Source organism: Hominimerdicola alba 8 (assembly GCF_000178155.2).
Classification (GTDB): Bacteria; Bacillota; Clostridia; order Oscillospirales; family Ruminococcaceae; genus Hominimerdicola; species Hominimerdicola alba_C.
The window spans coordinates 40,523-62,345 of record NZ_ADKM02000100.1; the positions used below are offsets into that span (position 1 = coordinate 40,523).

At 47.2% G+C, this 21,823-nt stretch carries 26 protein-coding genes; 20 read left to right on the top strand and 6 right to left on the bottom strand.

What is annotated here, in order from left to right; all coding sequences use genetic code 11:
• Positions 1-10 precede the first annotated feature (10 nt).
• The 14 genes from CUS_RS12450 (at position 11) to CUS_RS12515 (ending at position 11,497) form a co-directional block, all read left to right on the top strand.
• Positions 11-1,240: an HlyD family efflux transporter periplasmic adaptor subunit gene (locus CUS_RS12450; protein WP_002851278.1), complete on the top strand. Its 1,230-nt coding sequence runs from the start codon at positions 11-13 to the stop codon at positions 1,238-1,240.
• Complete coding sequence (locus CUS_RS12455) at positions 1,191-1,931, top strand: YggS family pyridoxal phosphate-dependent enzyme (RefSeq protein WP_002851221.1); 741 nt, start codon at positions 1,191-1,193, stop codon at positions 1,929-1,931. Before CUS_RS12450 ends, CUS_RS12455 begins: the two co-directional genes overlap by 50 nt.
• A gap of 3 nt (positions 1,932-1,934) precedes the next feature.
• Positions 1,935-2,540: a cell division protein SepF gene (locus CUS_RS12460; protein ID WP_002851238.1), complete on the top strand. Its 606-nt coding sequence runs from the start codon at positions 1,935-1,937 to the stop codon at positions 2,538-2,540.
• A 5-nt stretch (positions 2,541-2,545) separates the two neighbouring features.
• On the top strand, positions 2,546-3,325 hold the full coding sequence (locus CUS_RS12465) for an RNA-binding protein (protein WP_002851232.1): 780 nt from the start codon (positions 2,546-2,548) through the stop codon (positions 3,323-3,325).
• A 13-nt stretch (positions 3,326-3,338) separates the two neighbouring features.
• The gene (locus CUS_RS12470; protein WP_002851254.1) at positions 3,339-4,121 is read left to right on the top strand and encodes a DivIVA domain-containing protein; all 783 of its coding nucleotides are present in this window, start codon (positions 3,339-3,341) and stop codon (positions 4,119-4,121) included.
• A gap of 69 nt (positions 4,122-4,190) precedes the next feature.
• Positions 4,191-4,688, top strand: a complete 498-nt coding sequence (gene lspA / locus CUS_RS12475) for a signal peptidase II (RefSeq protein ID WP_002851203.1) — start codon at positions 4,191-4,193, stop codon at positions 4,686-4,688.
• A complete protein-coding gene (locus tag CUS_RS12480; RefSeq protein WP_002851184.1) occupies positions 4,681-5,595 on the top strand; it encodes an RluA family pseudouridine synthase in 915 nt (304 codons plus the stop codon). The genes lspA and CUS_RS12480 overlap by 8 nt, the downstream gene beginning before the upstream one ends.
• An 8-nt stretch (positions 5,596-5,603) precedes the next feature.
• Positions 5,604-6,419, top strand: coding sequence for a Cof-type HAD-IIB family hydrolase (locus CUS_RS12485; protein ID WP_002851182.1), 816 nt, complete (start codon positions 5,604-5,606; stop codon positions 6,417-6,419).
• Between the two features lie 124 nt (positions 6,420-6,543).
• Entirely contained in the window at positions 6,544-7,383 is an 840-nt protein-coding gene (locus tag CUS_RS12490) for a transketolase (RefSeq protein WP_002851280.1), read from the top strand.
• Positions 7,384-7,386: 3 nt separating this feature from the next.
• Positions 7,387-8,334, top strand: a complete 948-nt coding sequence (locus tag CUS_RS12495; protein ID WP_002851246.1) for a transketolase family protein — start codon at positions 7,387-7,389, stop codon at positions 8,332-8,334.
• Positions 8,335-9,209: 875 nt separating this feature from the next.
• Positions 9,210-9,446: a hypothetical protein gene (locus CUS_RS12500; protein ID WP_002851289.1), complete on the top strand. Its 237-nt coding sequence runs from the start codon at positions 9,210-9,212 to the stop codon at positions 9,444-9,446.
• 12 nt (positions 9,447-9,458) lie between these two features.
• On the top strand, positions 9,459-9,896 hold the full coding sequence (locus CUS_RS12505; RefSeq protein ID WP_002851205.1) for a GNAT family N-acetyltransferase: 438 nt from the start codon (positions 9,459-9,461) through the stop codon (positions 9,894-9,896).
• A gap of 27 nt (positions 9,897-9,923) precedes the next feature.
• A complete protein-coding gene (locus CUS_RS12510) occupies positions 9,924-10,214 on the top strand; it encodes a hypothetical protein (RefSeq protein WP_002851228.1) in 291 nt (96 codons plus the stop codon).
• Positions 10,215-10,225: 11 nt separating this feature from the next.
• Positions 10,226-11,497: a replication-associated recombination protein A gene (locus CUS_RS12515; RefSeq protein ID WP_002851298.1), complete on the top strand. Its 1,272-nt coding sequence runs from the start codon at positions 10,226-10,228 to the stop codon at positions 11,495-11,497.
• A gap of 252 nt (positions 11,498-11,749) precedes the next feature.
• Here the strand turns inward: CUS_RS12515 and CUS_RS12520 are convergent, their stop codons facing one another.
• Positions 11,750-12,667: a S1 RNA-binding domain-containing protein gene (locus CUS_RS12520; RefSeq protein ID WP_002851164.1), complete on the bottom strand. Its 918-nt coding sequence runs from the start codon at positions 12,665-12,667 to the stop codon at positions 11,750-11,752.
• A gap of 419 nt (positions 12,668-13,086) precedes the next feature.
• On the opposite strand from CUS_RS12520, the gene CUS_RS12525 reads away from it, so the two are divergent.
• The gene (locus CUS_RS12525; protein ID WP_002851219.1) at positions 13,087-13,965 is read left to right on the top strand and encodes a fibronectin type III domain-containing protein; all 879 of its coding nucleotides are present in this window, start codon (positions 13,087-13,089) and stop codon (positions 13,963-13,965) included.
• A gap of 100 nt (positions 13,966-14,065) precedes the next feature.
• Here the strand turns inward: CUS_RS12525 and CUS_RS12530 are convergent, their stop codons facing one another.
• From CUS_RS12530 to CUS_RS12550, 5 genes are read right to left on the bottom strand one after another with little or no spacing between them, the layout of a single operon-like run.
• Positions 14,066-14,944 (bottom strand): ComEA family DNA-binding protein, encoded by an 879-nt coding sequence (locus CUS_RS12530; RefSeq protein ID WP_002851244.1) that lies wholly within the window; start codon positions 14,942-14,944, stop codon positions 14,066-14,068.
• Positions 14,945-14,947: 3 nt separating this feature from the next.
• Complete coding sequence (locus tag CUS_RS12535) at positions 14,948-17,218, bottom strand: glycoside hydrolase family 3 C-terminal domain-containing protein (RefSeq protein ID WP_037277320.1); 2,271 nt, start codon at positions 17,216-17,218, stop codon at positions 14,948-14,950.
• Positions 17,218-17,739 carry an immunity 42 family protein gene (locus tag CUS_RS12540; protein ID WP_002851242.1) on the bottom strand — a complete coding sequence of 174 codons (522 nt, stop codon included), beginning with the start codon at positions 17,737-17,739 and terminating at the stop codon, positions 17,218-17,220. Before CUS_RS12540 ends, CUS_RS12535 begins: the two co-directional genes overlap by 1 nt.
• Before the next feature lie 6 nt (positions 17,740-17,745).
• A complete protein-coding gene (locus CUS_RS12545) occupies positions 17,746-18,192 on the bottom strand; it encodes a YaiI/YqxD family protein (protein WP_002851252.1) in 447 nt (148 codons plus the stop codon).
• The gene (locus CUS_RS12550; RefSeq protein WP_002851249.1) at positions 18,192-18,797 is read right to left on the bottom strand and encodes a hypothetical protein; all 606 of its coding nucleotides are present in this window, start codon (positions 18,795-18,797) and stop codon (positions 18,192-18,194) included. Before CUS_RS12550 ends, CUS_RS12545 begins: the two co-directional genes overlap by 1 nt.
• Before the next feature lie 250 nt (positions 18,798-19,047).
• Here CUS_RS12550 and CUS_RS12555 point away from each other — a divergent pair, with 250 nt between their 5' ends.
• The 5 genes from CUS_RS12555 (at position 19,048) to rpoZ (ending at position 21,813) form a co-directional block, all read left to right on the top strand.
• The gene (locus CUS_RS12555; protein ID WP_002851284.1) at positions 19,048-19,707 is read left to right on the top strand and encodes an HAD family hydrolase; all 660 of its coding nucleotides are present in this window, start codon (positions 19,048-19,050) and stop codon (positions 19,705-19,707) included.
• A 115-nt stretch (positions 19,708-19,822) separates the two neighbouring features.
• On the top strand, positions 19,823-20,710 hold the full coding sequence (locus CUS_RS12560; protein WP_037277323.1) for a YicC/YloC family endoribonuclease: 888 nt from the start codon (positions 19,823-19,825) through the stop codon (positions 20,708-20,710).
• A 9-nt stretch (positions 20,711-20,719) separates the two neighbouring features.
• The gene (locus CUS_RS12565; protein ID WP_002851234.1) at positions 20,720-20,974 is read left to right on the top strand and encodes a DUF370 domain-containing protein; all 255 of its coding nucleotides are present in this window, start codon (positions 20,720-20,722) and stop codon (positions 20,972-20,974) included.
• The gene (gmk, locus tag CUS_RS12570; RefSeq protein WP_002851285.1) at positions 20,967-21,614 is read left to right on the top strand and encodes a guanylate kinase; all 648 of its coding nucleotides are present in this window, start codon (positions 20,967-20,969) and stop codon (positions 21,612-21,614) included. The genes CUS_RS12565 and gmk overlap by 8 nt, the downstream gene beginning before the upstream one ends.
• Positions 21,607-21,813, top strand: coding sequence for a DNA-directed RNA polymerase subunit omega (rpoZ, locus tag CUS_RS12575; protein WP_037277325.1), 207 nt, complete (start codon positions 21,607-21,609; stop codon positions 21,811-21,813). The genes gmk and rpoZ overlap by 8 nt, the downstream gene beginning before the upstream one ends.
• Positions 21,814-21,823: the final 10 nt, after the last annotated feature.

The following is a 21,823-nucleotide window of genomic DNA, read 5'->3' on the forward strand; positions in this document are numbered from 1 at the left end:
TCGTGCAGAAATGAATTCATTGACCGTAAAAATACTTGCGGGACTTGTTTCTTTACTGATGATAACGACCATATGTACACAGATCTATTACTTTGTACATGACAAGCATGATACCGAAGAGGCGGTGCTTGCCACTGTAAATGAAGATATTTTGTTTGACGGCATAATCGTCAGGGATGAGAGCGTTGTCACCTATAATGGTGACGGCGTGCTTGATTATAAGTATGCTGACGGCAGTAAGGTATCGATGAACAGCACTATCGCAGAGGTCTATCCGTCTGAACAGGCTATCTACGCCAAAGACAGGATAGCCGAGATAGATGAGCAGATCGCTCTGCTGGAAAAGGCGCAGGATCCCGCAACGACAAATTATGCTGAGCCTGAAGCACTGCTGGCAGGGGTAAGGCGCGGTTATGACCAGCTGCTTGAATCTATTGAAAACAGGGAACTGGATAAACTGCCCGAAATAAAATCGCAGATCGAACTGAACAGCAATATGTACGGTGTCATAACAGGCACCGAAGCAGGCTTTGATGACGCGATAAGCAAACTGAAAGCTGAAAAGGCTGAGCTGAGTGATGCCGCAGGTGCGCCGCAGGATACCATAAAGGCTGACAGGACAGGCTATTTCGTGTCTTATGCTGACGGTTATGAGGATTCACTCAGAATGTCTGATGTCGGCAGGCTGACCGAAAGTCAGATACGTGAAATAATCAAGGGCGGCAAAAGCGTCCCCGCAAACGCCATCGGCAAGACCTTTGACAACTATCAGTGCAAGATAGTCGGCATAGTCAAGGCAGATTCGAGGATAACCGATGATGCGGCAGTGTCGCTGAAACTAAATTCGTCACGCACTGTCTATGACTGCACCGTTGATTCAGTGAAAAAAACAGGCGAAAATATGATAGTCGTGCTTGACTGTGACAGGGTCGATCAGACATTGGTAGGTCAGCGCGCGCTTTCCGCCAAACTGATATTTGACGAGTATCAGGGCATCAGGGTACCCAGAAGTGCGCTGAGATTTCAGGGCGATGACAAGGGCGTTTATGTGATGCTTGGCAAGGATATTTCTTTCAAAAAAATAAATGTCATTTATGAAGGCGATGATTTTGTACTGTCGGAGAATACTTCTGATGAGGAGTATCTTCTGCTTTACGATCAAATTCTGCTAGAGGTGGTATCAAATAAAGATGTGTCAGTCAGCAGTAAAGCCGAACGGGACGACGGATCCTCAGAATGAGTTCGGCAATGTTCTGGAAAACTATAAGAGAATTATATATAATGTAGAGAATGCTAAGGCTAAGTACCGCAGTGCTGATGATAATGTCAGCATAATGGCGGTGACTAAGACGGTGGCGCCCGAAAAGATCAATTTTGCCATCTCGCAGGGCATCACTCTTCTGGGCGAGAACAGAGTCCAGGAGTACCTTTCAAAAAAAGATCAGTACGACAAAACGGCGCAGGTGCATATGATAGGACGCCTGCAAACAAATAAAGTCAAGTATATCATAAACGAAGTCGCAATGATACAGTCGGTAGACAGCATCAAACTCGCAAAAGAGATAAACAGACTCGCTGTAAAAAATGACAGGGTCATGGATGTCCTGCTGGAAATAAATATAGGCGACGAAGCGAGCAAGAGCGGGGTCGCGGCAGAAGGGCTGGATGAACTGATCTATGAGGCGGCACAGCTTGAAAATGTGCGCATCAAAGGTCTTATGGCGATACCTCCTGTCGGCTGTGGTGAGGATATGTTTGACAAGATGCACAGCATATTTCTGCGTGTAAAGGAAATGGCTGTACCCGGTGTTTCTATGGAAACGCTTTCTATGGGAATGTCGGGCGATTATGAGCTTGCCATAAAACACGGCTCAAATCTCGTTAGGATAGGCACTGCGCTTTTCGGTGCCAGAAACTATTTGGAGGGTTAGTAAATGGGCTTAGTAAAAGGTTTTAAAAATCTTTTCTTTGGCGAAGAGGAAGAGGCGGATCAGCCCGATTTCGATCCTGATTTCTCGATGCCGAAAGGAAAACGCAGCTCCTCAGGTAAAGACGATATTTTTGACCATGAAAGCGAGCTGAACGGGTTTAAAGTAAATACAGGTTCAAAAAACAGCGGAACTGAAAAAAATTCAGTCTTCACAGAAGGCTATGATGATGTTTTTTCAAAACCGTACACATCAGGCGAGCCTAGCTTTACCGGCAGACCCGCTCAGGAAAAAACATATGAGGAGGAGCATACTATGGGCTTTGAACAGACAACAACTTTACAGATCGTACTTGCAAGACCTATTGATTTTTCAGAGGTTAGAAGCATTGGCGATGACATCAACGCATACAAGACAGTAATACTCAACCTTGAAATGGTAAAGAGTGACGATGCCAAGAGGATACTTGATTTCCTTTCGGGCGTTGCTTACGCAAATAAGGCACAGATCAAAATGATGGCACAGAAGACTTTCGCTATCATGTCAAAGAATGTGAAGTTCGATGGCAAGGATCTGCTGACCGAACTGGAAAATAACGGCTATAGTTTCTGATAAAGATGCAGAGAAATTTCTCGTTCCTGACTGATATCACCGATGACGATAAACGTCTGCTGTCAAGGTTTCTGGACTGGACTGAGATGGCTGAGGAGAAATACATAACAAAGCATTCTGCATTTCTCGATGAAAGACAGTGCAGGCTTTGTGAAAAAGTCATGGCATCTGTGAAATACGAAAATTACCTGCTGTGGGGCGGATATGAGGGCGCTGAACGAAAGATGCTCTGCGTTTATCCGCAGTACGGCGATGAAGATATAAAAAGCAGTTTTCCGATGACTGCGGTGACCTTTAAATACCGCAGTGAAGACAAACTCAGCCACAGAGATTTTCTGGGTTCGCTGATGGCGCTCGGGATCACCCGTGACTGCGTGGGAGATATTCTTGTGGGCGATGGCAGGACTTCTGTTTTCGTCAAGGATACTGCCGCGCGCGATGTAATGTCTGTCAGCAAGATAGGCAGGGTAGGCGTAAAGACAGAAGATGGGTTTGATCCCTCAACGGTCATAATGCCGGAATTCCGTGAAATAACGGGAACCGTCGCTTCACTGAGGCTCGATAGTGTGCTTTCGCTGGCACTGAGGATCTCAAGAGAAAAGGCTTCTGCGCTTATAAAAGGCGGGGCGGTAGAGATATCCCATGTCAGAACAGAGCAGACGAGCAAACATGTGGAGGTCGGTGAAAAGATATCGGCAAGGGGATACGGCAAGTTCCTCGTCAAGTCGGTGGACGGCGTCAGCCATAAGGACAGACTGCATATAACTATTTGTAAATATATTTAGGAGGGCTATAAAAATGATGACAGCTAATAGTATAAAAGCCAAAGATTTTACATCAGAAAAAAACGGCTATAGCCAGGCAGAAGTTGACAGCTTTCTGTCACAGGTAGCCAATGACTACGCCGCACTTGCAGCCGAAAACGCTGAGAATGAGGAGAAAATAGCCAAACTGGTCGAAAAGGTGACCGAATATAAAGAGGACGAGGACGCTATCAAGAGCGCACTGCTCTCTGCACAGAAAGAAGCCGCCAAGATAATCAGCGATGCCAAGAACAAAGCTGCCGCTATGGTAGATACAGCAAAGAGCGAGCAGAGAAAGCTGGCTGAACAGTCTGCTGCTGAGTGCGAGAAGATAGTGAGAGAGCATAAGGAAAGATGCGCAGCGCTTATCAAGGAGAACACCGAGATAACCGAGTCAAAGATAAACGCACTGAGAGATGCTTACGATGACGAGAGAGCAGCTTATGACGAACTCAGGGCTGAGGTAACTTACTTCAAGTCGCAGCTTACTTCTCTTTATCAGGAGCAGATAAAGCTGGTGATGCAGCTGCCTACCCTTACCGATGAAGAACTTGAGGCTTATGAGAACGGTGAGGGCGAGTACTATGATGATGATGACGAGTACTACGAGGAAGATGGCAAGGATATGGTAGATGATATCCCTGAGCCTGCACCTAATCCCTTTGAAAATCCTGCATCGAACTCTGAACTTGACAAGGTTTTCAGCACAGGTTCATTTGCACCTGTAATGCCTAAGCCGAGTCCTGATGAATTACAGTTCGGCAAGAAGAACGACTAATAGAAAAAAGGCTCTGTTAAAGCAGGGCCTTTTGACGGTTATAAATAACTCGCGGAGAGTAGGTGTGCAATGTTTGCACTTTCACTGATACTTGCAGCGCTGCTTGTCGCCATAGACCAGTGTTTGAAAGTTGTGGTAGATAATAAGATAGAACTGGGACAGGTGATAGAGGTCATAAAGTTCGGCAGTTTCAAGCTGTTCAGCCTGACTCATATAAGAAATACAGGTGCAGCATGGAGCATCATGTCGGGCAAGACATGGTTTTTGGTGCTGCTGCCGATAGTCGTGTGTATCGCAGGCATAGTTTATATGTATAAGATACGCAAAGGTTCAAAGCTGGAGATGATCTCAGTCGCAATGATAATATCTGGCGGTGTCGGCAACCTGATAGACAGGGTGCGTATGCACGAAGTCATCGATTATATCAAGTTCGAGCCGATTAATTTCCCAATATTCAATTTTGCAGATATCTGCATCGTCATCGGCGCAATACTCTTCTGCCTGTCGATAATTATTTCCGATGTTAAGAAGAGCAAGGCTGATAAAGCTGGTGAGAAAAATGGGTGAGCGCTTTGAGTTCATCGCCGCACCCGAAGATGCAGGCACAAGGATAGACAAGCTGTTGTCAGCACAGCTGTCCGATATGTCGCGCTCGGCTCTTCAAAAGCTGACCGAAGACGGAAGTGTGCTGGTGGGCGGCAAAGCGGTCAGCAAAAACTATAAGCTGAAAAACGGCGATGTGATAACAGTAGATATCCCGGAACCGCAGGAACTTAAGGCTGAACCGCAGGATATCCCCATAGATATAGTTTATGAAGATGATGCACTGCTGGTGGTAAATAAGCCGAAAGGCATGGTGGTACACCCCGCCGCAGGTAATCCCGACGGCACGCTGGTGAATGCTCTGCTATACCATTGTAAGGGGCGGCTTTCTTCGATAAACGGCGTGATACGTCCGGGGATAGTCCACAGGATAGATAAATTCACAAGCGGTCTGCTGATGGTCGCAAAGACCGATAAGGCGCATAACAGCCTTGCCGCGCAGATAAAGGAACATAGCTTTACCCGCGAATATAACGCGGTATGCGTCGGCAGGTTCAAAGAGCCTACAGGCACGATAAACGAGCCGATAGGCAGAAGCAAGTTCGACCGCAAGAAGATGTGTGTCACTTATCAGAACAGCAAAGAAGCTGTCACACATTATGAGGTCATAGAAGAGTTGGGTCAGTATTCGCTGGTTCGTTTCAGGCTGGAAACAGGGCGTACCCACCAGATAAGGGTGCATTCGGCATTCATCGGTCACCCTGTACTGGGCGATGATGTTTACGGCAGACCCTACAAGGGCATCGAGGGGCAGTGCCTTCACGCTAAAAAGCTTGGCTTTGTCCACCCCGAAACAGGTGAGTATATGGAGTTCGACTCACAACTGCCCGATTATTTCACCCGAATACTTGATAAGTTAAGGAAAGGATAACATTTTTAATGTTTGAAGATATTAGCAAGGTACTGCTGATAACAGATATGGACGGCACGTTCCTGCCGTCAAGCAAAGTGCCCGGTAAGCGAAGCGTCGATGCGATAGCGGATTTTCAGCGTAAAGGCGGTAAGTTCTCCATCGCAACGGGCAGAGCATTTCAGGCAGCACAGCAGTATTTTGACTCGTTTTCGGTCAATTGCCCGATAATCATGTGCAACGGTGGTATGGTCTATGACCTTGCCGAACGCAGACAGATACATGATGTTTTCGTGCCCGACTTCACGCGGGATATTGTGGCGGAAATTCTCCGTGACAACCCCGATGCAGGCTGTGAGGTGCTGACGCTGGACGCGGTATATGTTCCGCAGATGACACCGCTGGAGGCAAAACATAATGTCATCTGCAAGGTAGAACCTGTGATATGCACTGTTGAGGAAATTCCTGAAAACTGGTATAAAGTGCTTTTCGCCATCGAGCCTGAAAAGATGGAAAGACTGATAAGCTACGTACAAAAACGCGGCTGGTCAGGGGTGGATTTTGTGAGGAGCGCACCCGAATATTACGAAATACTCCCACAAAACATCTCGAAGGGTTCGGCTCTTGAAAAGATGCGCAGGCTATGCGGCATGGAGGATCACACCTTCGTGGCGATGGGCGATTACAATAATGATATTGAAATGCTGCAGGCAGCCGACCTGGCAGTCTGTCCTTCAAATGCAGTCGATGAAGTCAAAGCGGTGTGTGACATCGTGCTTGATAAGTCCTGCGAAGAGGACGCTGTTGCGGCGGCGCTTGAGTATATATACGGACAGCTTGGCTGATGCGCAGCACGAATGTCATGGTATGGCAGAACTGTCATGTGTGCCGACAGAATGCCATCACTGTACATCTGACTGCGGGCAGCGGCTCGTCTGAAATAAAATCTTACGATACGGAGGTATTTGTATGGACGCTACACTTAAAAAACAGCTTGAGATAACCGCCACAAAGGTTCGTCTTGGCATAATCGAAGGCGTTTTCAACGCTAAATCCGGTCATCCCGGCGGCTCTCTCTCGATAGCCGATCTGCTGACCTATCTTTATTTTGCAAAACTGAATGTTTACCCCGATAAGCCTGATGAACCCAGCAGGGACAGATTTGTTCTCTCAAAGGGTCACACAGCACCCGCACTTTATTCCACACTGGCTCAGAAGGGCTACTTCTCGGAGGAAGAACTTAAGAGCCTCAGACACATCGGTGCGCTGTTACAGGGTCACCCCTGCATCACCATACCGGGTGTTGACATGTCATCGGGTTCGCTGGGACAGGGCGTTTCTGTTGCGGCAGGTATGGCTCTTTCAGCAAAGTATCAGGGCGAAACGTATAGAGTATATACCGTTCTCGGTGACGGCGAGATAGAAGAGGGTCAGGTATGGGAGGCTGCTATGTTCGCGGCTCACTACAAGCTGGATAATCTGGTAATGATCGTTGACAACAACGGTCTTCAGATCGACGGCAAGATCAGCGAAGTAATGTCGCCATATCCGATAGTTGACAAGTTCAAGGCATTCGGTCTGCATGTTGTTGAAGCTGATGCACATGACTTCGATTCGCTGGAGAAGGCTTTCAACGAGGCTGAAACTGTCTGCGGACAGCCTACTGTCATCGTTATGAAGTCAACAAAGGGCAAGGGCGTATCCTACATGGAGGATAACGTTTCCTGGCATGGCGCTGCACCCAACGCCGAGCAGTATGCTCAGGCAGTTGAGGAGCTGACTGCACATCTGAAAGAACTGGAGGGCTGAGTCATGGCTGATGTAAAGAAGATTGCGACCAGAGAAAGCTACGGTAATGCGCTGGCAGAACTGGGCGATAAGTATGATAAGCTGGTGGTGCTCGATGCCGACCTGGCAGCAGCCACCAAGACATGTATTTTCAAGAAGAAGTTCCCTGACAGACACTTTGACTGCGGTATCGCAGAGTCAAATATGATGAGCGTGGCTGCGGGTATGGCAGCAACAGGTCTTATACCTTTTGCTTCTACCTTTGCTATGTTTGCGGCGGGAAGAGCTTTTGAGCAGGTAAGAAACTCCATCGGTTATCCTCACCTGAATGTAAAGATAGGTGCTACACATGCGGGTATATCTGTCGGTGAAGACGGTGCTACCCACCAGTGCAACGAGGATATCGCGCTGATGAGAGCTATTCCCGGCATGACTGTCATCAATCCTGCTGACGATGTTGAGGCAAGGGCAGCTGTTGAAGCAGCTATCAACTATGTTGGTCCTGTTTATATGCGTTTTGGCAGACTGGCTGTGCCTGTATTCAATGATGCAGCAAGCTACAAGTTCGAGATGGGCAAGGGCGTTCAGCTGAGAGATGGCAAGGACATTGCGATATTCGCAACAGGTCTGATGGTAAATGAAGCTATCGAGGCAGCAAAGACTCTCGCTAACGAGGGCATTGATGCAGCTGTTATAAATATCCACACGATCAAGCCTATCGACGAAGATATCATCGTTAAGAACGCTGAGAAGACAAACCTTGTTATGACTGTTGAAGAGCACAGTATCATCGGCGGTCTTGGTTCTGCGGTGGCAGATGTTCTTTCTGCTAAGCGTCCTACCAAGCAGGTAAGGATAGGTGTCAACGATGAATTCGGTCATTCGGGTCCCGCAGTTGAACTGTTGAAGCAGTTCGGTCTGTGCGCTGACAATATCGTTGCTAAGGCAAGGGAAGCTGTAAAGGCTAAGTAAAAAGCATTATAACACCCCGTCGGCAGAGATGTCGGCGGGGTGTTTTCAGTGTTGAGGGAATAGGTCTGAAATATGTAAAAGCGCGGAGGCGCTATTGATTTTATGCTTATTTAGTGGTATAATAAAAATGCAGTTATCCTGCTGAAACATCATGCTGCATGGTGATGACCATAAGTACCTCTCACAAACGTACTGTCGGGGGGCTTATAATGAGTTTTATACTATATTATAATGTGGTTATCCAGATGACACACCAAAATAAACGATGTTATATTGGAAACTGAATATAGTTGGCGTTTATCTTTCCCCCGCCTGCGGCGTGGGAAAGATAACATCAACTCAGTATTTCCTTGTTATAAAGTTATTTTTTGGTGGTGTGCTAAAGGGATAGTCATATATTATAATGGTGATATTACAGCTGTGATGATATCTTTTGGTGGGGCGGCACATATTAATATGAAGCACCGTTCATGACAGATCCGGAAACAGTCGGGAAGTGCCCATGTGGGTCTTGCGCTTTTAAACTTCGTCATTACACCGCGTTTCGGCGTCTGCCCCTCTTATGCACTTTGGCGTGGACAGAGGCGGTGGGGTGCGAGTGTTCTTCGTCCGTCATGTCGTGTACGTTGTCAAGCTGCTGCGAGGTGTACAGGAGTGTTCCTGCCGATAGTCGTACCGTAGTTCCGATAAAGGCAGCGAACAGCGTGCATACACCTCTACTATACAGACAAAATAGGTCAAAAGTTGTACGTTTTTGTACAACTTTTAATGAAATATGTCTAAATTAAATGAAAAATTATATAGTTGTACGAACGCTGATGGCAGAATTTAGATGATTTTACGAACTTTTTGAGTGTATCGGCGTGGTGGTCTGCATGCAGAAATACCATCTTGAAATAATAATGGCAGATGTCAGCGGCAAGGGTGTGCCGGAGGCTGCTAATGGGCGCGAAGAACTATTTGGCAGTGAACGAATGCTTGTTTCGCTAAATGAAAGCAACATTACAGACCACGAGATCCTGCCGACGAATGTAAAGTCGGCTGTTGATGGATCTGTCGGTGTTGCGGAACGGTTCGATGACATTACGATGTTTGCGATAACACTGAAATAAACGGAGAATGATATGGATATCACTTTTTCAAAGCTGGAACATGCAGACTTGCGGCAAGCATATGACCTCTGCATGAAGACATTTGGTGAAAATACAGATCTTTCTGAGGTTGAGAGAGTCTATCAAAGATATGGGGACGACCCTGACTACTATTTTATAGTCGGAAAGGCTGGGGGCAAGGTGGTCGCATATGCTACAGTCGCGATGGTCAACAACCTTTTTGACGGCGAAAGACCCATAGCGACACTGTGGTATGTCTGCGTTGATGAGGATCTCCGACGAAGAGGTGCGGCAGCCAAGATGATCGCAGAGATCGAAAAAACTGCAAGGTCGCGGGGGTGCAGCTGCCTTTTCCTGTCTGCTGTAAAGGGAAATATACCAGCCGAAGAATTTTACCGCGCGGTCGGTTTCAGGGACGAACTGGAGTCGGCTTTTATAAAAATACTCTGAATTTAAATGCCATCAGGGGGGGTTATAATGGAAGAACTTATCAAGGAATTTGTAGAGGCGGAAGTAAATAGCATAACTTACTGCGACCTGTGGAACTTTATCAAATCAAATTCGATAATTCGCGGTACCTTTGAGGGTCAGCAGCATATCGTAATGAAGATATCTTCGGGGCAGTTCATTATATACAGGCTGAATATAGGTATAGAGAACACAAAGTATCAGCCTGCGGTGGTGATCGCCAAAAACTATCTGCTCAAAAAGATAAACAGCCGCGCCTATGATTTGAAACTCCCTGATATACAGAACATTTTTGACTAGGAGAATTTAAAATGAATATCCCACTCGCAGAAAAGATAAGACCAAAGACCCTTGATGAGATAGTAGGACAGACCCATCTTATGGGGGAGGGAAAGCCGCTGCGCCGCATAATCGAGAGTGGTACTATACCAAACCTGATATTCTACGGACCATCGGGTGTAGGCAAGACGACCATTGCAAGATTTATAGCTGAAAATGCCAATATGACCATGTACAAGCTGAACGGCACATCTGCTTCGGTGGCAGATATAAAGAACATAATTGCCGAAACTGAGATGCTGAGCGGTATGAACGGTATACTGCTGTATCTTGACGAGATACAGTATCTCAACAAAAAGCAGCAGCAGTCATTGCTTGAATATATCGAGAACGGCAGCATAACGCTGATATCCTCAACTACCGAGAACCCGTATTTTTATGTGTACAACGCAATAATCAGCCGTTCAACGGTGTTTGAGTTCAAGCCTGTAACACCGCAGCAGATACAGCCTGCTATAAGGCGCGCTTTTGACCTTATGGCTGAAGATATCGGCGTTTCGCTGACACTTGAAGACGGAGTGATCGAGCATATTGCGCGGGGCTGCGGCGGAGATGTGCGCAAGTCGATAAACACGGTGGAACTTTGTGTACTTTCAGCAGAGAGAGATGAAGAAAACGGGCGCACTGTAAAGATGGAAACTGTTCGTCAGCTGACACAGCGCAGCAACATGCGGTATGACAGAGAGGGTGATGAGCATTATGATATCCTTTCGGCTTTGCAGAAGTCAATTCGCGGTTCGGACGAGAACGCTGCACTGCACTATGCGGCAAGGCTTATCGAAGCGGGGGATATAATATCACTCTGCCGCAGACTGCTGGTCATTGCCAGTGAAGATGTGGGGCTTGCTTACCCGATGGCAGCTGTGATAACCAAAGCATGTGTTGACTCGGCATTACAGCTGGGGCTTCCCGAAGCGAGGATACCGCTGGCAGAAGCTATAATAATGCTGGCGACTTCGCCAAAGTCGAACAGCGCGGAATCTGCCATCGATGCGGCGCTTGCAGTTGTCAGGAGCAGCGGCGCACTTGATTTTCCGCGCCATTTGCAGAACAAGCATTTTGACGGTGCGGAGGCACAGGTCAGGGGACAGCACTATCTATACCCTCACGATTATCCCAATCACTGGGTACAGCAGCAATATCTGCCTGATGCACTGATAGGTCAGGTATATTATCATTACGGTGATAACAAGTCAGAACAGGCGGCAAAAGCATATTGGCAGAAGATAAAAGGCGGCAGATAAGATTTTGCTATAAGTTCAATTGTTCTGAATTTTGATGAGTTTCATCAAGTAAAATTACTTGTCGTGTTAAAAATTCGCATTAAATCTTTGCTGAAAAATGTAACTGTTAAAATAGTTAACAGCAAAGGTGGTCAATATACTATTATAATAGAGTATATTTCTGAAAAAATTATCAAGTAAAGTTACTTGATATATATGAAATTATAGCAAAACGCGGAGAATAATGAAATTCTCCGCGTTTTTGCTGTTTGTTCAGAATACCGAAACCATAGTTTTGCCGCTTTCTTTGGTGGAATATTCCCACCTTTCAAGCCTGCCTGAGTTGATGAAATAGTTTATCTTTGAGGGAAAGCAGAGGTTCTCAAAGACATCTACGATTATCAGTTTGACTTTCATTTTGTCGGGGATAAGCGCTTTTATGTAGACGCTTGCTGCCTGACCTGCGCGAATTCCGTCTTTGGGTTCTGCAAGACCTGCGAGATTTGGTGCAAGTTCGATGAATATGCCGTAGGGTTCCACTGAACGTATCACACCGCCCACCGTTTCACCTGCCGAGAACAGCGAAGCGTTCTGCGACCATGTGCCGAGCAGTTCTTTGTGGGTCAGGCATATCCTGCCGCATTCGATATTTTTTACCGCCGCGTAGATATCCTGACCGTTGAAAAAACGGTCGTTGGGGTGGGCTATGCGTGAAACGGAAATGGCATCTATGGGGATAAGTGAGGGTATGCCGCAGCCGATATCGACAAATGCGCCAAAAGGTTCAAGGTGGGTGACTTTGGCTGGTATGACATCGCCGCAGCGCAGACCGTTTATGTAATTATCCTTGCATTCCTGCTGTGCCGCACGACGCGAAAGAATTGCTGTGACACCCTCGTCACTGTCGATGATATCGGTAACTTTAAAGCATACCGTCTTGTTGACACGCGAAAGCAGTGCGATGTCACGGGTGGTGCCGTCAGCTATGCCCAGCGCACCCTCTTCGCGCGGGATAAGCCCTTTTCCGAATGGCAGTTCGACCACAAGGTCATGTTCTGCTGTACACATCACTGCATGCCCTTCCAGTGTCAGACCTCCAGCCATAGCTTCGGCAAGATTTTCGCGGCTGCGCAGGTAATAACGGTTTTCGGGCGAGTTGAAAAACCTTCCTTCGGGTAAATATTTTGTCATTTTTTGCACCTCTTTCTTGCGCTGTAAAAATATTAAAGTCAGCGCTTGTGGAGTTTTTGTTAGTTATTTTTTTGAACGAAATCGTTTCCTCTGTGATATATTATGCAGAGTGACAAATCCATATGATGAACCTATTGTGACGAATTGTGTAATTTTACGTTATTTTCTGTTCGACCCTTGACAAATACTTCCCGCTGTGTTAAACTATTCACATTGTTTGTAACGGCTTTGTAACCAATTGGCCGATAACAGGGTTTATTCGGTTACATTTCGGTACACTGAAAAAAACAGTATCTAGGGGAACGATCAAGATATCAAGTAAGCAGATATGATCTGCTGAAAAATACGAAAGGGTGTGAAACGGCAGGTCTGCATTTCGGCAGAGATACTAGCCGCAGGCAGATCGGGTCAGATCAGAGATGAGTTTTATTTACAGAAAAAAAGCAGCGTTCAGAAAGATAGCAGTGCTGGTAATGACACTTGCAGTGCTTTTTGTTATGACAGATATCAGCGGTATAAAGGCATCTGCACTGATGTCAACAAAGGCGGCTGTGCCTACATGGATAGAGGAGAAGACCTTTGACAGCAATTATACCCATCCATACAACAGCCAGATAGATACGATAATCCTCCATTGGAACAAGACTAAGGGTGCCAGCAGGTATCAGGTCTACATCAAGGGCGGCAAATACAAGAACTGGACAAGGTTCTGTACTACCACACGCAGCAATGTCACCGCGAAGAACCTGAACAGGGCGACTGCTTATCAGTTCAGGGTGAGGGCTGTTTACTCAAACAACACCTATTCTGCTTATTCCAAAGTTCAGAATATAAGCACCTCACGCATGAATTACGATCAGGCAGGCTGGGAAGCTATGTGTCGTATAGTTTACCACGAAGTCGGCAGGATAAATGACGATATGTGGGATAATCCCATAGTTTATGTTGCAGACTGTGTCGCAAACCGCTATGTTGCGGCAAAATATCTCAACGATCCCCTCTGGGCGCCATATTACCGCAATTACGGTGATATACAGTCGATAATCTATCGCAGCGGCGGATTTATGTCTGACAGAGGACTTACCAATGACGGCTGCAATTACGGTTATGTGCCAAACAAGGTAAAGCAGGCTGTATGGGGTGCGACCTACGCACTGCCGTCTTACAAGGGCATCAAGAACGACTACACCGTTTTCTACTGGTGCAATACCAGCTATTATCAGAGCAGCTATAAGATAGCCTACTCTTTCAAGATCCCGTGGGGCTATTTTTCGATATGGAAAGAATTCTGGGGATAAACGATATATGAAAAAAGCAAGCCTTACCGAACGTTGGTAAGGCTTGCGCTCTGTTATAAAAAGCCCGCAGTCCGATATTTTCGGTGCTGCGGGCTTTTTGCTATGTGATTATGTATGGTTTAAGTTCGGTGAGGAACTCGTTGCTGATATCTTTTATGTAGATCAGCTGGAGGTAGCTTTCGTATTTTCCGCCCAGCACTTCGCGCATTTCTAGTATCTTGTCTGCGAGTTCTTCGCTGATGAGCAGTTTTTCAATGAGTTCCTGTTTGTCAGCGGTGTTTATGTTCACCTGCTGACGCATCGGCTCGGTAGGAAGTGTGACAGGCTGTTCGCTTGTAACGGTCACATCTGCGGAGGTCATCACTTCGGTGACAGTCTGTGGTGCTTCGGTCACAGCTGTGGTCTGCGGTTCTTCACTTACTATAGGGATATAGTCTTCTTCCGAAACATACAGATAGCCTTTGAGCATTTCGAGCCTGCTCTCACCTATTCCCGATACCTCAAGCAGCTGTTCCATATTGCTAATGATGCCCAGTTTTTCACGCAGCCCCAGTATAGCTGATGCTGTGCTTTCGCCCACGCCGTCTATAGCAGTCAATTCTTCAAAGGTCACAAGATTTATGTCGATGGGAAAGTATATGATGACCTCTTCTTCATGTGCTTTTGCAGTGGTGACAGCAGTTGTCTTCGGGGGCTTGGAAGTTGTGGTCTTTACGGTGGTTTCTTTTGGCTTTTTGGTGGTTGTCACCTTGCTGTCGGCAGACTTTTTGGATGAACTTTTTTTCGCTGACCTGCTTTTGCTGCTGTTTGGAACTTCACTTTGTTCTTCGGCGGCAACGGAGGAACTTCTGTATATCACGACGGGCTTTTCATCGGGCTTTTTTAGTTTTGCGGCAAAAACGGCAGAAATTATCAGCGCCGCCGCCAGCAGTGCATAAAGCGAATATCCCTTTAGTTTAGCAAAAAGCCCGTCTTTCATAGCTTACCCCTCCAGCATGGCATTGAGCCTGTCAAGCATCTCTTGCAGCCACACTCTGTTTATCTCGGGTCTTTCATCGTAGCAGAGTATGCCGCGCATCGGTGTGTCTTTCAGCATGGCTAGTGCCAGTTCCATAGAATTTGAGCCGAGTCCGTCGCCGTTCATGTCGGTCATGCCCTTACAGAACTTGTCTATAAGCTCGCCAAAGACTTCCTTGCCCTCGCTGCATGAAAGTACATCGCCAACAGTGCTGTTGAATGTGAAATGAACAGGAAGTTTCGCAGTGCCATTCACATATACCGACCCTGTCAGCCTTATATCGCGGGAAGATGCACCGACCATTATCTCAAATTCGCCATACTCAACGAACCAGTCATTTATGGCAGTTTCGTAGTAGGCAAAAGCACGCTTGTCAAGATTGAACACTACCTTTCTGCTCTCGCCTGCTTTTAGTGTTATTTTCTCAAATCCTTTGAGTTCCTTGACGGGGCGCATCACCGACGACTCTTTATCGCCCACATAAAGCTGTACCACCTCAGAACCTGTGCGGCTGCCCACATTTGTCACGGTACAGCTGACAGTTAGTGTCTGGTCTTCATTTATCTCGTTCTCGGATATGACGAGGTCGCTGTACTCGAACTTCGTGTACGAAAGTCCGAACCCGAACGGGAAGCGCACTTCCATCTTCTTTTTGTCGTAGTACCTGTAGCCTACGAATACGCCTTCGCTGTAGCTTACTTCATCGCCAACACCCGGAAAATTCAGGTATGACGGGGTGTCTTCCAGCTTCATGCACCAGCTTTCGGCAAGTCTGCCGCAGGGGGCGGCATCACCGAAGAGCAGTTCGCAGGTGGCTTTGCCTACGCCCTGTCCGCCGAGATACATCTCCAGCAGAGCCTTTATATTGCCGATGAAAGGCAGTTCAACAGGCGAACCGTTGTGCAGTACCACGATGATGTTCTTGTTGACCTTGTATATCTCATTTATCAGTTCTATCTGGCAGTCGGGCATGCGCATGTGAGTTCTGTCATAGCCCTCAGACTCGAAACTCTCGGGCAGTCCCGCAAAGATAACCACCTTGTCGTTGTACTTTGCACAATCTACCGCCTGTTCAAGAAGTTCGGGAACGGTCCTGTCCTCTTCGGTGATGTAGCCCTGTGCATATTCGACCTTGCAGTAGTCTTTTACAGCTTCCAGCGCCGAAACCGCCTTAAAGGAGTTTATATGCGAACTTCCGCCGCCCTGATAGCGCGGTTTGGCGGCAAACTCACCGATGAAGCATATCTTTTCGTTCCTGTCAAGAGGGAGGATATCGTCATCGTTTTTAAGCAGTACCGCGCACTGTGCTTCTATCTTTGCGGCAAGTTCGTGGTGTGCTTCCATATCCCACTTGGCGGGAGTACGGCTCTCTTCAGCCTTGTCTGTCAGCCGCAGGACGCGCTCGGTGCATTTGTCCACCGCTTCCATGCTAAGTTCGCCTCTGTTGACGGCATCGACTATCAGTTTGTCGTTTTTGCCGAAGCTGGCGGGCATTTCAAGATCAAGTCCCGCCTTAACGCCTGCGACCCTGTCATCGACTGCGCCCCAGTCGCTCATAACAAGACCGCTGTATCCCCAGTCATTTCGCAGAACATCGGTCAGAAGCCACTTGTTCTGTGATGAGTGGTAGCCGTTTATACGGTTGTAGGAACACATTATCGTCCAAGGGTCAGCCTGCTTTACGGCTATCTCGAACGGAGCGAGGTAGATCTCCCTAAGTGTGCGCTCGTCTATGCGTTCGTTGATCGTAAGGCGGCGGTTCTCCTGATTGTTGGCGGCGAAATGTTTCAGCGATGTTCCCACGCCCTTGCTCTGCACGCCCTTGATGTGTGCCGCCGCCATCTCACCTGCGAGGTACGGGTCTTCGGAGAAATACTCGAAATTTCGTCCGCAGAGGGGTGAACGCTTGATGTTACAGCCGGGTCCCAGTATAACGGAAACTTTCTCTGCCTGACATTCTTCGCCCAGTGCTTTGCCCATCATTGTCAGCAGGTTTCTGTCGAATGAGCATGCCAGCGCGCAGGCTGTCGGGAAGCAGACTGCCTTTATAGCTTCGTTGGGGTTTGCTGAACCCTCTGCGTTCTTGCGCAGACCGTGAGGACCGTCTGATACCATTATCTGCGGTATCGCCAGTCGTTCGACTGCTTTGGTATGCCAGAAATCAGCGCCCGAAAGCAGGCTTGCTTTTTCTTCAAGAGTAAGTTCTTTGAGTATTTTTTTGATGTTCAATGTCATTACCTCCATTCGTTCAAGAGATCGTTGTAAAAATTTTTCAGTTCATTGATGGTCTTAAAATACTTTTCTGCGGGAATTTCCAGCGTGTCATGCAGCTTAACATCCGGGTATTGGTCACGCCTATCGTATACAAACAGCTTGATATTTTCACCGTCCGAAATTATAAAAATGCTCCAACCATCATCGTTTATTTCGTGAAATGGTATCAGGTAAGAATAGTCGTTATCGATATCATCATCATCGTCTATATCGGGATAAGTGATATTCACGAACATTTTCAGAAGCTCAGCATCATCAAGCTGATACAGTTTTTTGTCTACCACAGGTCTTATCAGCGGGGAATCATCGTCCAGCAGTTCATCAAGCTCACAGTTGAATGTGGTCGTTCTCACATATTTGGGATAAAGTTCATCGTTTATCATTAAGAACATCAGTCCGTTGATAAAGGATCTGTCTTCCCACCCCATACGCTCTATGATGAACCCGAAGTTGTTGGGATATGATGTATCACCTATAAACATTTTTTCTCACCCCTTTTGCGAATATTTTGCTATCAGTTCTTCAAGCGCTTCGGCAAAGCTGACGTTCTGGGCATCTGTACGCTTTTTAGGACCTTTTGGGTGCTTGCCGCTGCAAATCAGCTTTTTGTTCAGGTGTCTTGTCATTAGCATGCTGTCGATATTGTCGTTGGTGTAGACTATGCCGTTCTGGTTCAAAGCATGTGCCCGCTTTGAAAGGCACATCGCCGCCAGTCCGTAGTCCTGCGTGACGGCTATATCGCCCGCACTGATCATGTTGACCAGTTTGAAGTCTGCGCTGTCAGCGCCCTTGTCAACGGTAATTACCTCAGCATCATATCCCGAAAAATCGTGGGAAGTATCGCACACTATCGTTACAGGGATACGATGTTTCTTTGCTATGCTGACAGTCAGCCTGACAACAGGGCAGCCGTCAGCATCGATGAAAATGCGCATCAGTCGTCTTCCTCGCCCTCGACGTAGAATGTAGCTTCCATATCGGCAATATGTGCCGCCAGCGCCAGCGGGTACATGCCCAGCGCTCTGCCGATGGTGTTGACATTCTCTTCGCCCGAAAAGCCCATGTGCCAGCGTATAGCCATAGCTTCCTCGCGGGTGAGCCGCATGTAGCTGCTGACTATGTAGACTGATTTCTCACCATGACCGTAGGGAAGCGTGTCGTGGTACTCGTAGTAGGGGACTTTCTCCCAGACACCCGTTGCATCGTTCTTTTTGTTGCGGAAGCTCGTTCTGTAGAGATTTACCTTGCATATATCGTGCAGCAGCGCTACTACAGCTATGCTTTCATCGGGGTAGGAAAGACCGTATTCGTCCTTTACGCGGTTTCTTTCGAGATAGTTTTTCAGGCATTCGTAGACATGCAGGCTGTGGCCGCAAAGACCGCCCTCATAAGCACAGTGGTAGCGTGTAGATGCGGGAGCGGTGAAGAAGTCGCTGTTCTCGCTTGTAAGAAAGTTCAGCAGCTTGTCAGAACCCGCGCGGGTTATGTTTGTTTTGTAGATATCAATGAATTTTTCTTTGTTTTCCTCTATGTTTGTCATAAGTTAACCTCCGTTGTGAAAAATCGACAAATCTTTACTTATAGTATAACATATTTTTTAGCAAAAGTAAAGCCGTCAGCAGAAATAATTACTGAGATCAATTTTCAGTGATGCAGAGATAAGTACAGGTTTAGCGGTGCTGCATCATTGTGGGAGATATGTTTGCAAAAACTTTCATAAAATGTCTTGAAATCGATATGTCAAAGTGATATGATATAATAGTTAGACTATGTAATGAAGAGGTGACATTATGAAAGACTACAAAGCCTATATTTTCGATTTTGACCTTACCCTTGCAGACTCTTCGGAGGGCATACTCGAATGCTTTAAGCATTCGCTGAAACATTTTGGATGCCCTGTACCCGATGACAGGACGATATACAACACCATCGGACTGACTTTGCAGGATTCGTTCGATGTGCTGACCAATACCCCCATGAACCCTCTGCGGGACGAGATGCGGAAGGTCTATGTGGAAAAGGCAAACGAGGTCATGTCGGCGCATACTTATTTTTACAGCGACACACTCGCGGTAATGGAAGGGCTTCGCGAAAAGGGTGCGAAGGTCGCCATAGTTTCATCGAAGATGCGCTACAGGATAGTAGAGTCATTTGAGATGCAGCTGCATGCACACCCATATGACCTTATAGTGGGGCTTGATGATGTGCCTGTACCGAAGCCCGACCCTATGGGTCTTGAAAAGGCTATGGATATTCTCGGCGTTAAGGCTGAGGAGGTACTGTATGTGGGCGACAGTTACATAGATGCAGAAGCCGCTGTCAATGCGGGTGTGGATTTTGCGGCTGTCACCACAGGTTCGACTGACAGGGAACGCTTTGAGGAGTACCCGCATGTGGCTATGGGCGGGAGTCTGACGGAAGCACTCGAAAAAAATATGAACCTGATGTAAAAACAATCATAAAATTATGTTAAAAAACCTTGCTTATTTGCAGAAAAAATGCTATAATATAATTTGAATATTATGCTTTGTTAAAATGGCATTTTGCAGAAAGGAAAGCAGATATATGGTTAAAAGTATGACAGGATTCGGCAGAGAACATGTCGTGGCAGAGGGCAGAGAGATAATCGTTGAGATACGCTCGGTTAACCACAGGTATTACGAGTTCACTGCAAGGACTCCCCGCGCTTACGGCTATCTTGATGAGAAGCTGAAATCATTTCTGAAAAACGGCATATCACGCGGCAAGGTGGAGGTGTCTGTGACCATCTACAACCAGGAGGGTACAGATGCCGAGATAGAACTGAACAAGTCGGTGGCTAAGGGCTACCTCGATGCACTGCGCGGTTCGGCTGACGAACTGGGGCTGAGTGATGACCTGACACTGTCAAATGTGATGCGCCTGCCCGATGTTTTCACGGTGGTCAAAAAGGCTGAGGATGAAGAAGTGATCTGGGATCAGGTGAGAGGTGTGGCTCAGGCAGCGCTGGACAGGTTTGTTGAGATGCGCGAAACTGAGGGCAGGAAGATGTATGAAGATGTCAGCGGCAGGCTCGACTTTATCGAGAAGACTGTCGGTGAGATAGAAGCACATCAGCCGTCTGTTGCCGAAAGCTACAGCGAAAGGCTCTATGAGAAGATCAAGGATACGCTGAAAGCTGTTGAACTTGACAAGATAGACCAGCAGAGGATACTGACTGAGGTGGCTATATTCGCTGACAAGGTGGCTATAGACGAGGAAACGGTAAGGCTGAGAAGTCATATCTCGCAGTTCAGGGATCTGATAGCTTCTGATGAACCTGTGGGCAGAAAGCTGGATTTTCTGGTGCAGGAGGTGAACCGTGAGGTGAATACCATCGGTTCTAAGGCGAACGATCTGACCATCACAAAAAAGGTGGTAGACCTTAAAGCTGAGATAGAGAAGATAAGAGAACAGATACAGAATATCGAATAAGGTGATAAGATGCAGCTGATAAACATCGGTTACGGCAACATGGTGTCGGCGGCAAGGGTGATAGCTATAGTTGCGCCCGATTCGGCACCCATCAAGCGGCTGATACAGGAGTCGCGCGACAAGGGCACGCTGATAGATGCGACCTACGGCAGGAAGACCCGCGCAGTTGTCATAATGGACAGCGACCATGTGGTGCTGTCGGCGGTATCACCCGAAACAGTCTGCGGCAGAGCCGCCGAAGAGGAGGTCGAAGAAGATGAGTGAAAATAAAAGAGAACCCAAGCTGATAATAGTTTCTGCACCGTCAGGCTGCGGAAAGGGAACTATAATGCACAAGGTGTTTAACGATGATGAGGTGTTCTATTCGGTGTCATGCACTACAAGACCGCCAAGACCTGAGGACATAGCGGGCGTGACCTATAATTTCCTGACAGTCGGGGAATTCGAGAAGATGATAGCGGAGGACGGTTTTCTGGAGCACGCATTCTATTCAGGCAACTACTACGGTACACCGATAAAGCCTGTTGAAGATAACCTCGCGGCAGGTAAGGACGTTATACTGGAGATAGAAACTAATGGTGCTTTTCAGGTCAAGGAGTTAAGACCTGATGCGTCATCACTGTTCATACTGCCGCCGTCTGTCGCTGAACTTGACAGAAGACTGCACAAGCGTGCGACAGAGGACGAGGAAACTATCCAAAAGCGCGTGGCTCAGGCGGCGGGCGAGATAGAGAAGTCGGACAGATACGACTATGTGATAATGAATGACGATCTCGATAAGGCGGTGGAAGATTTCTGTGCCGTAATTGACGGCATCAGGGGCGTTAAGGAAGCCGCTGTGAGATTTAGTCCCGAAAATGAAGATATTAAGAAAATGATACGAGAGGTGCTTGAAAATGCTTAGACCTGCAATTTGTCAGATTTTGAAGAACAATGAGAGTTATTATTCACTGGTTATCGCCGTTGCAAAGCGCGCGAGAGAGATAACCGATGAAGCCAGCAAGAACGAGAAGCCGCTGGAGGAGAAGCCTGTAAAGACTGCGGTAGACGAGTTTGCGGCAGGGGAATACAAGATAATCGAGGATCCATCACTTAAGAACTGATCTGTAAAAA

What these genes read in the sequence shown, in the direction of transcription:
- CUS_RS12450 (WP_002851278.1), top strand. Translation starts at nt 11, where the DNA reads ATGAATTCATTGACCGTAAAAATACTTGCGGGACTTGTTTCTTTACTG.
- CUS_RS12455 (WP_002851221.1), top strand. Translation starts at nt 1,191, where the DNA reads ATGTGTCAGTCAGCAGTAAAGCCGAACGGGACGACGGATCCTCAGAAT.
- CUS_RS12460 (WP_002851238.1), top strand. Translation starts at nt 1,935, where the DNA reads ATGGGCTTAGTAAAAGGTTTTAAAAATCTTTTCTTTGGCGAAGAGGAA.
- CUS_RS12465 (WP_002851232.1), top strand. Translation starts at nt 2,546, where the DNA reads ATGCAGAGAAATTTCTCGTTCCTGACTGATATCACCGATGACGATAAA.
- CUS_RS12470 (WP_002851254.1), top strand. Translation starts at nt 3,339, where the DNA reads ATGATGACAGCTAATAGTATAAAAGCCAAAGATTTTACATCAGAAAAA.
- lspA (WP_002851203.1), top strand. Translation starts at nt 4,191, where the DNA reads ATGTTTGCACTTTCACTGATACTTGCAGCGCTGCTTGTCGCCATAGAC.
- CUS_RS12480 (WP_002851184.1), top strand. Translation starts at nt 4,681, where the DNA reads ATGGGTGAGCGCTTTGAGTTCATCGCCGCACCCGAAGATGCAGGCACA.
- CUS_RS12485 (WP_002851182.1), top strand. Translation starts at nt 5,604, where the DNA reads ATGTTTGAAGATATTAGCAAGGTACTGCTGATAACAGATATGGACGGC.
- CUS_RS12490 (WP_002851280.1), top strand. Translation starts at nt 6,544, where the DNA reads ATGGACGCTACACTTAAAAAACAGCTTGAGATAACCGCCACAAAGGTT.
- CUS_RS12495 (WP_002851246.1), top strand. Translation starts at nt 7,387, where the DNA reads ATGGCTGATGTAAAGAAGATTGCGACCAGAGAAAGCTACGGTAATGCG.
- CUS_RS12500 (WP_002851289.1), top strand. Translation starts at nt 9,210, where the DNA reads ATGCAGAAATACCATCTTGAAATAATAATGGCAGATGTCAGCGGCAAG.
- CUS_RS12505 (WP_002851205.1), top strand. Translation starts at nt 9,459, where the DNA reads ATGGATATCACTTTTTCAAAGCTGGAACATGCAGACTTGCGGCAAGCA.
- CUS_RS12510 (WP_002851228.1), top strand. Translation starts at nt 9,924, where the DNA reads ATGGAAGAACTTATCAAGGAATTTGTAGAGGCGGAAGTAAATAGCATA.
- CUS_RS12515 (WP_002851298.1), top strand. Translation starts at nt 10,226, where the DNA reads ATGAATATCCCACTCGCAGAAAAGATAAGACCAAAGACCCTTGATGAG.
- CUS_RS12520 (WP_002851164.1), bottom strand. Translation starts at nt 12,667, where the DNA reads ATGACAAAATATTTACCCGAAGGAAGGTTTTTCAACTCGCCCGAAAAC.
- CUS_RS12525 (WP_002851219.1), top strand. Translation starts at nt 13,087, where the DNA reads ATGAGTTTTATTTACAGAAAAAAAGCAGCGTTCAGAAAGATAGCAGTG.
- CUS_RS12530 (WP_002851244.1), bottom strand. Translation starts at nt 14,944, where the DNA reads ATGAAAGACGGGCTTTTTGCTAAACTAAAGGGATATTCGCTTTATGCA.
- CUS_RS12535 (WP_037277320.1), bottom strand. Translation starts at nt 17,218, where the DNA reads ATGACATTGAACATCAAAAAAATACTCAAAGAACTTACTCTTGAAGAA.
- CUS_RS12540 (WP_002851242.1), bottom strand. Translation starts at nt 17,739, where the DNA reads ATGTTTATAGGTGATACATCATATCCCAACAACTTCGGGTTCATCATA.
- CUS_RS12545 (WP_002851252.1), bottom strand. Translation starts at nt 18,192, where the DNA reads ATGCGCATTTTCATCGATGCTGACGGCTGCCCTGTTGTCAGGCTGACT.
- CUS_RS12550 (WP_002851249.1), bottom strand. Translation starts at nt 18,797, where the DNA reads ATGACAAACATAGAGGAAAACAAAGAAAAATTCATTGATATCTACAAA.
- CUS_RS12555 (WP_002851284.1), top strand. Translation starts at nt 19,048, where the DNA reads ATGAAAGACTACAAAGCCTATATTTTCGATTTTGACCTTACCCTTGCA.
- CUS_RS12560 (WP_037277323.1), top strand. Translation starts at nt 19,823, where the DNA reads ATGGTTAAAAGTATGACAGGATTCGGCAGAGAACATGTCGTGGCAGAG.
- CUS_RS12565 (WP_002851234.1), top strand. Translation starts at nt 20,720, where the DNA reads ATGCAGCTGATAAACATCGGTTACGGCAACATGGTGTCGGCGGCAAGG.
- gmk (WP_002851285.1), top strand. Translation starts at nt 20,967, where the DNA reads ATGAGTGAAAATAAAAGAGAACCCAAGCTGATAATAGTTTCTGCACCG.
- rpoZ (WP_037277325.1), top strand. Translation starts at nt 21,607, where the DNA reads ATGCTTAGACCTGCAATTTGTCAGATTTTGAAGAACAATGAGAGTTAT.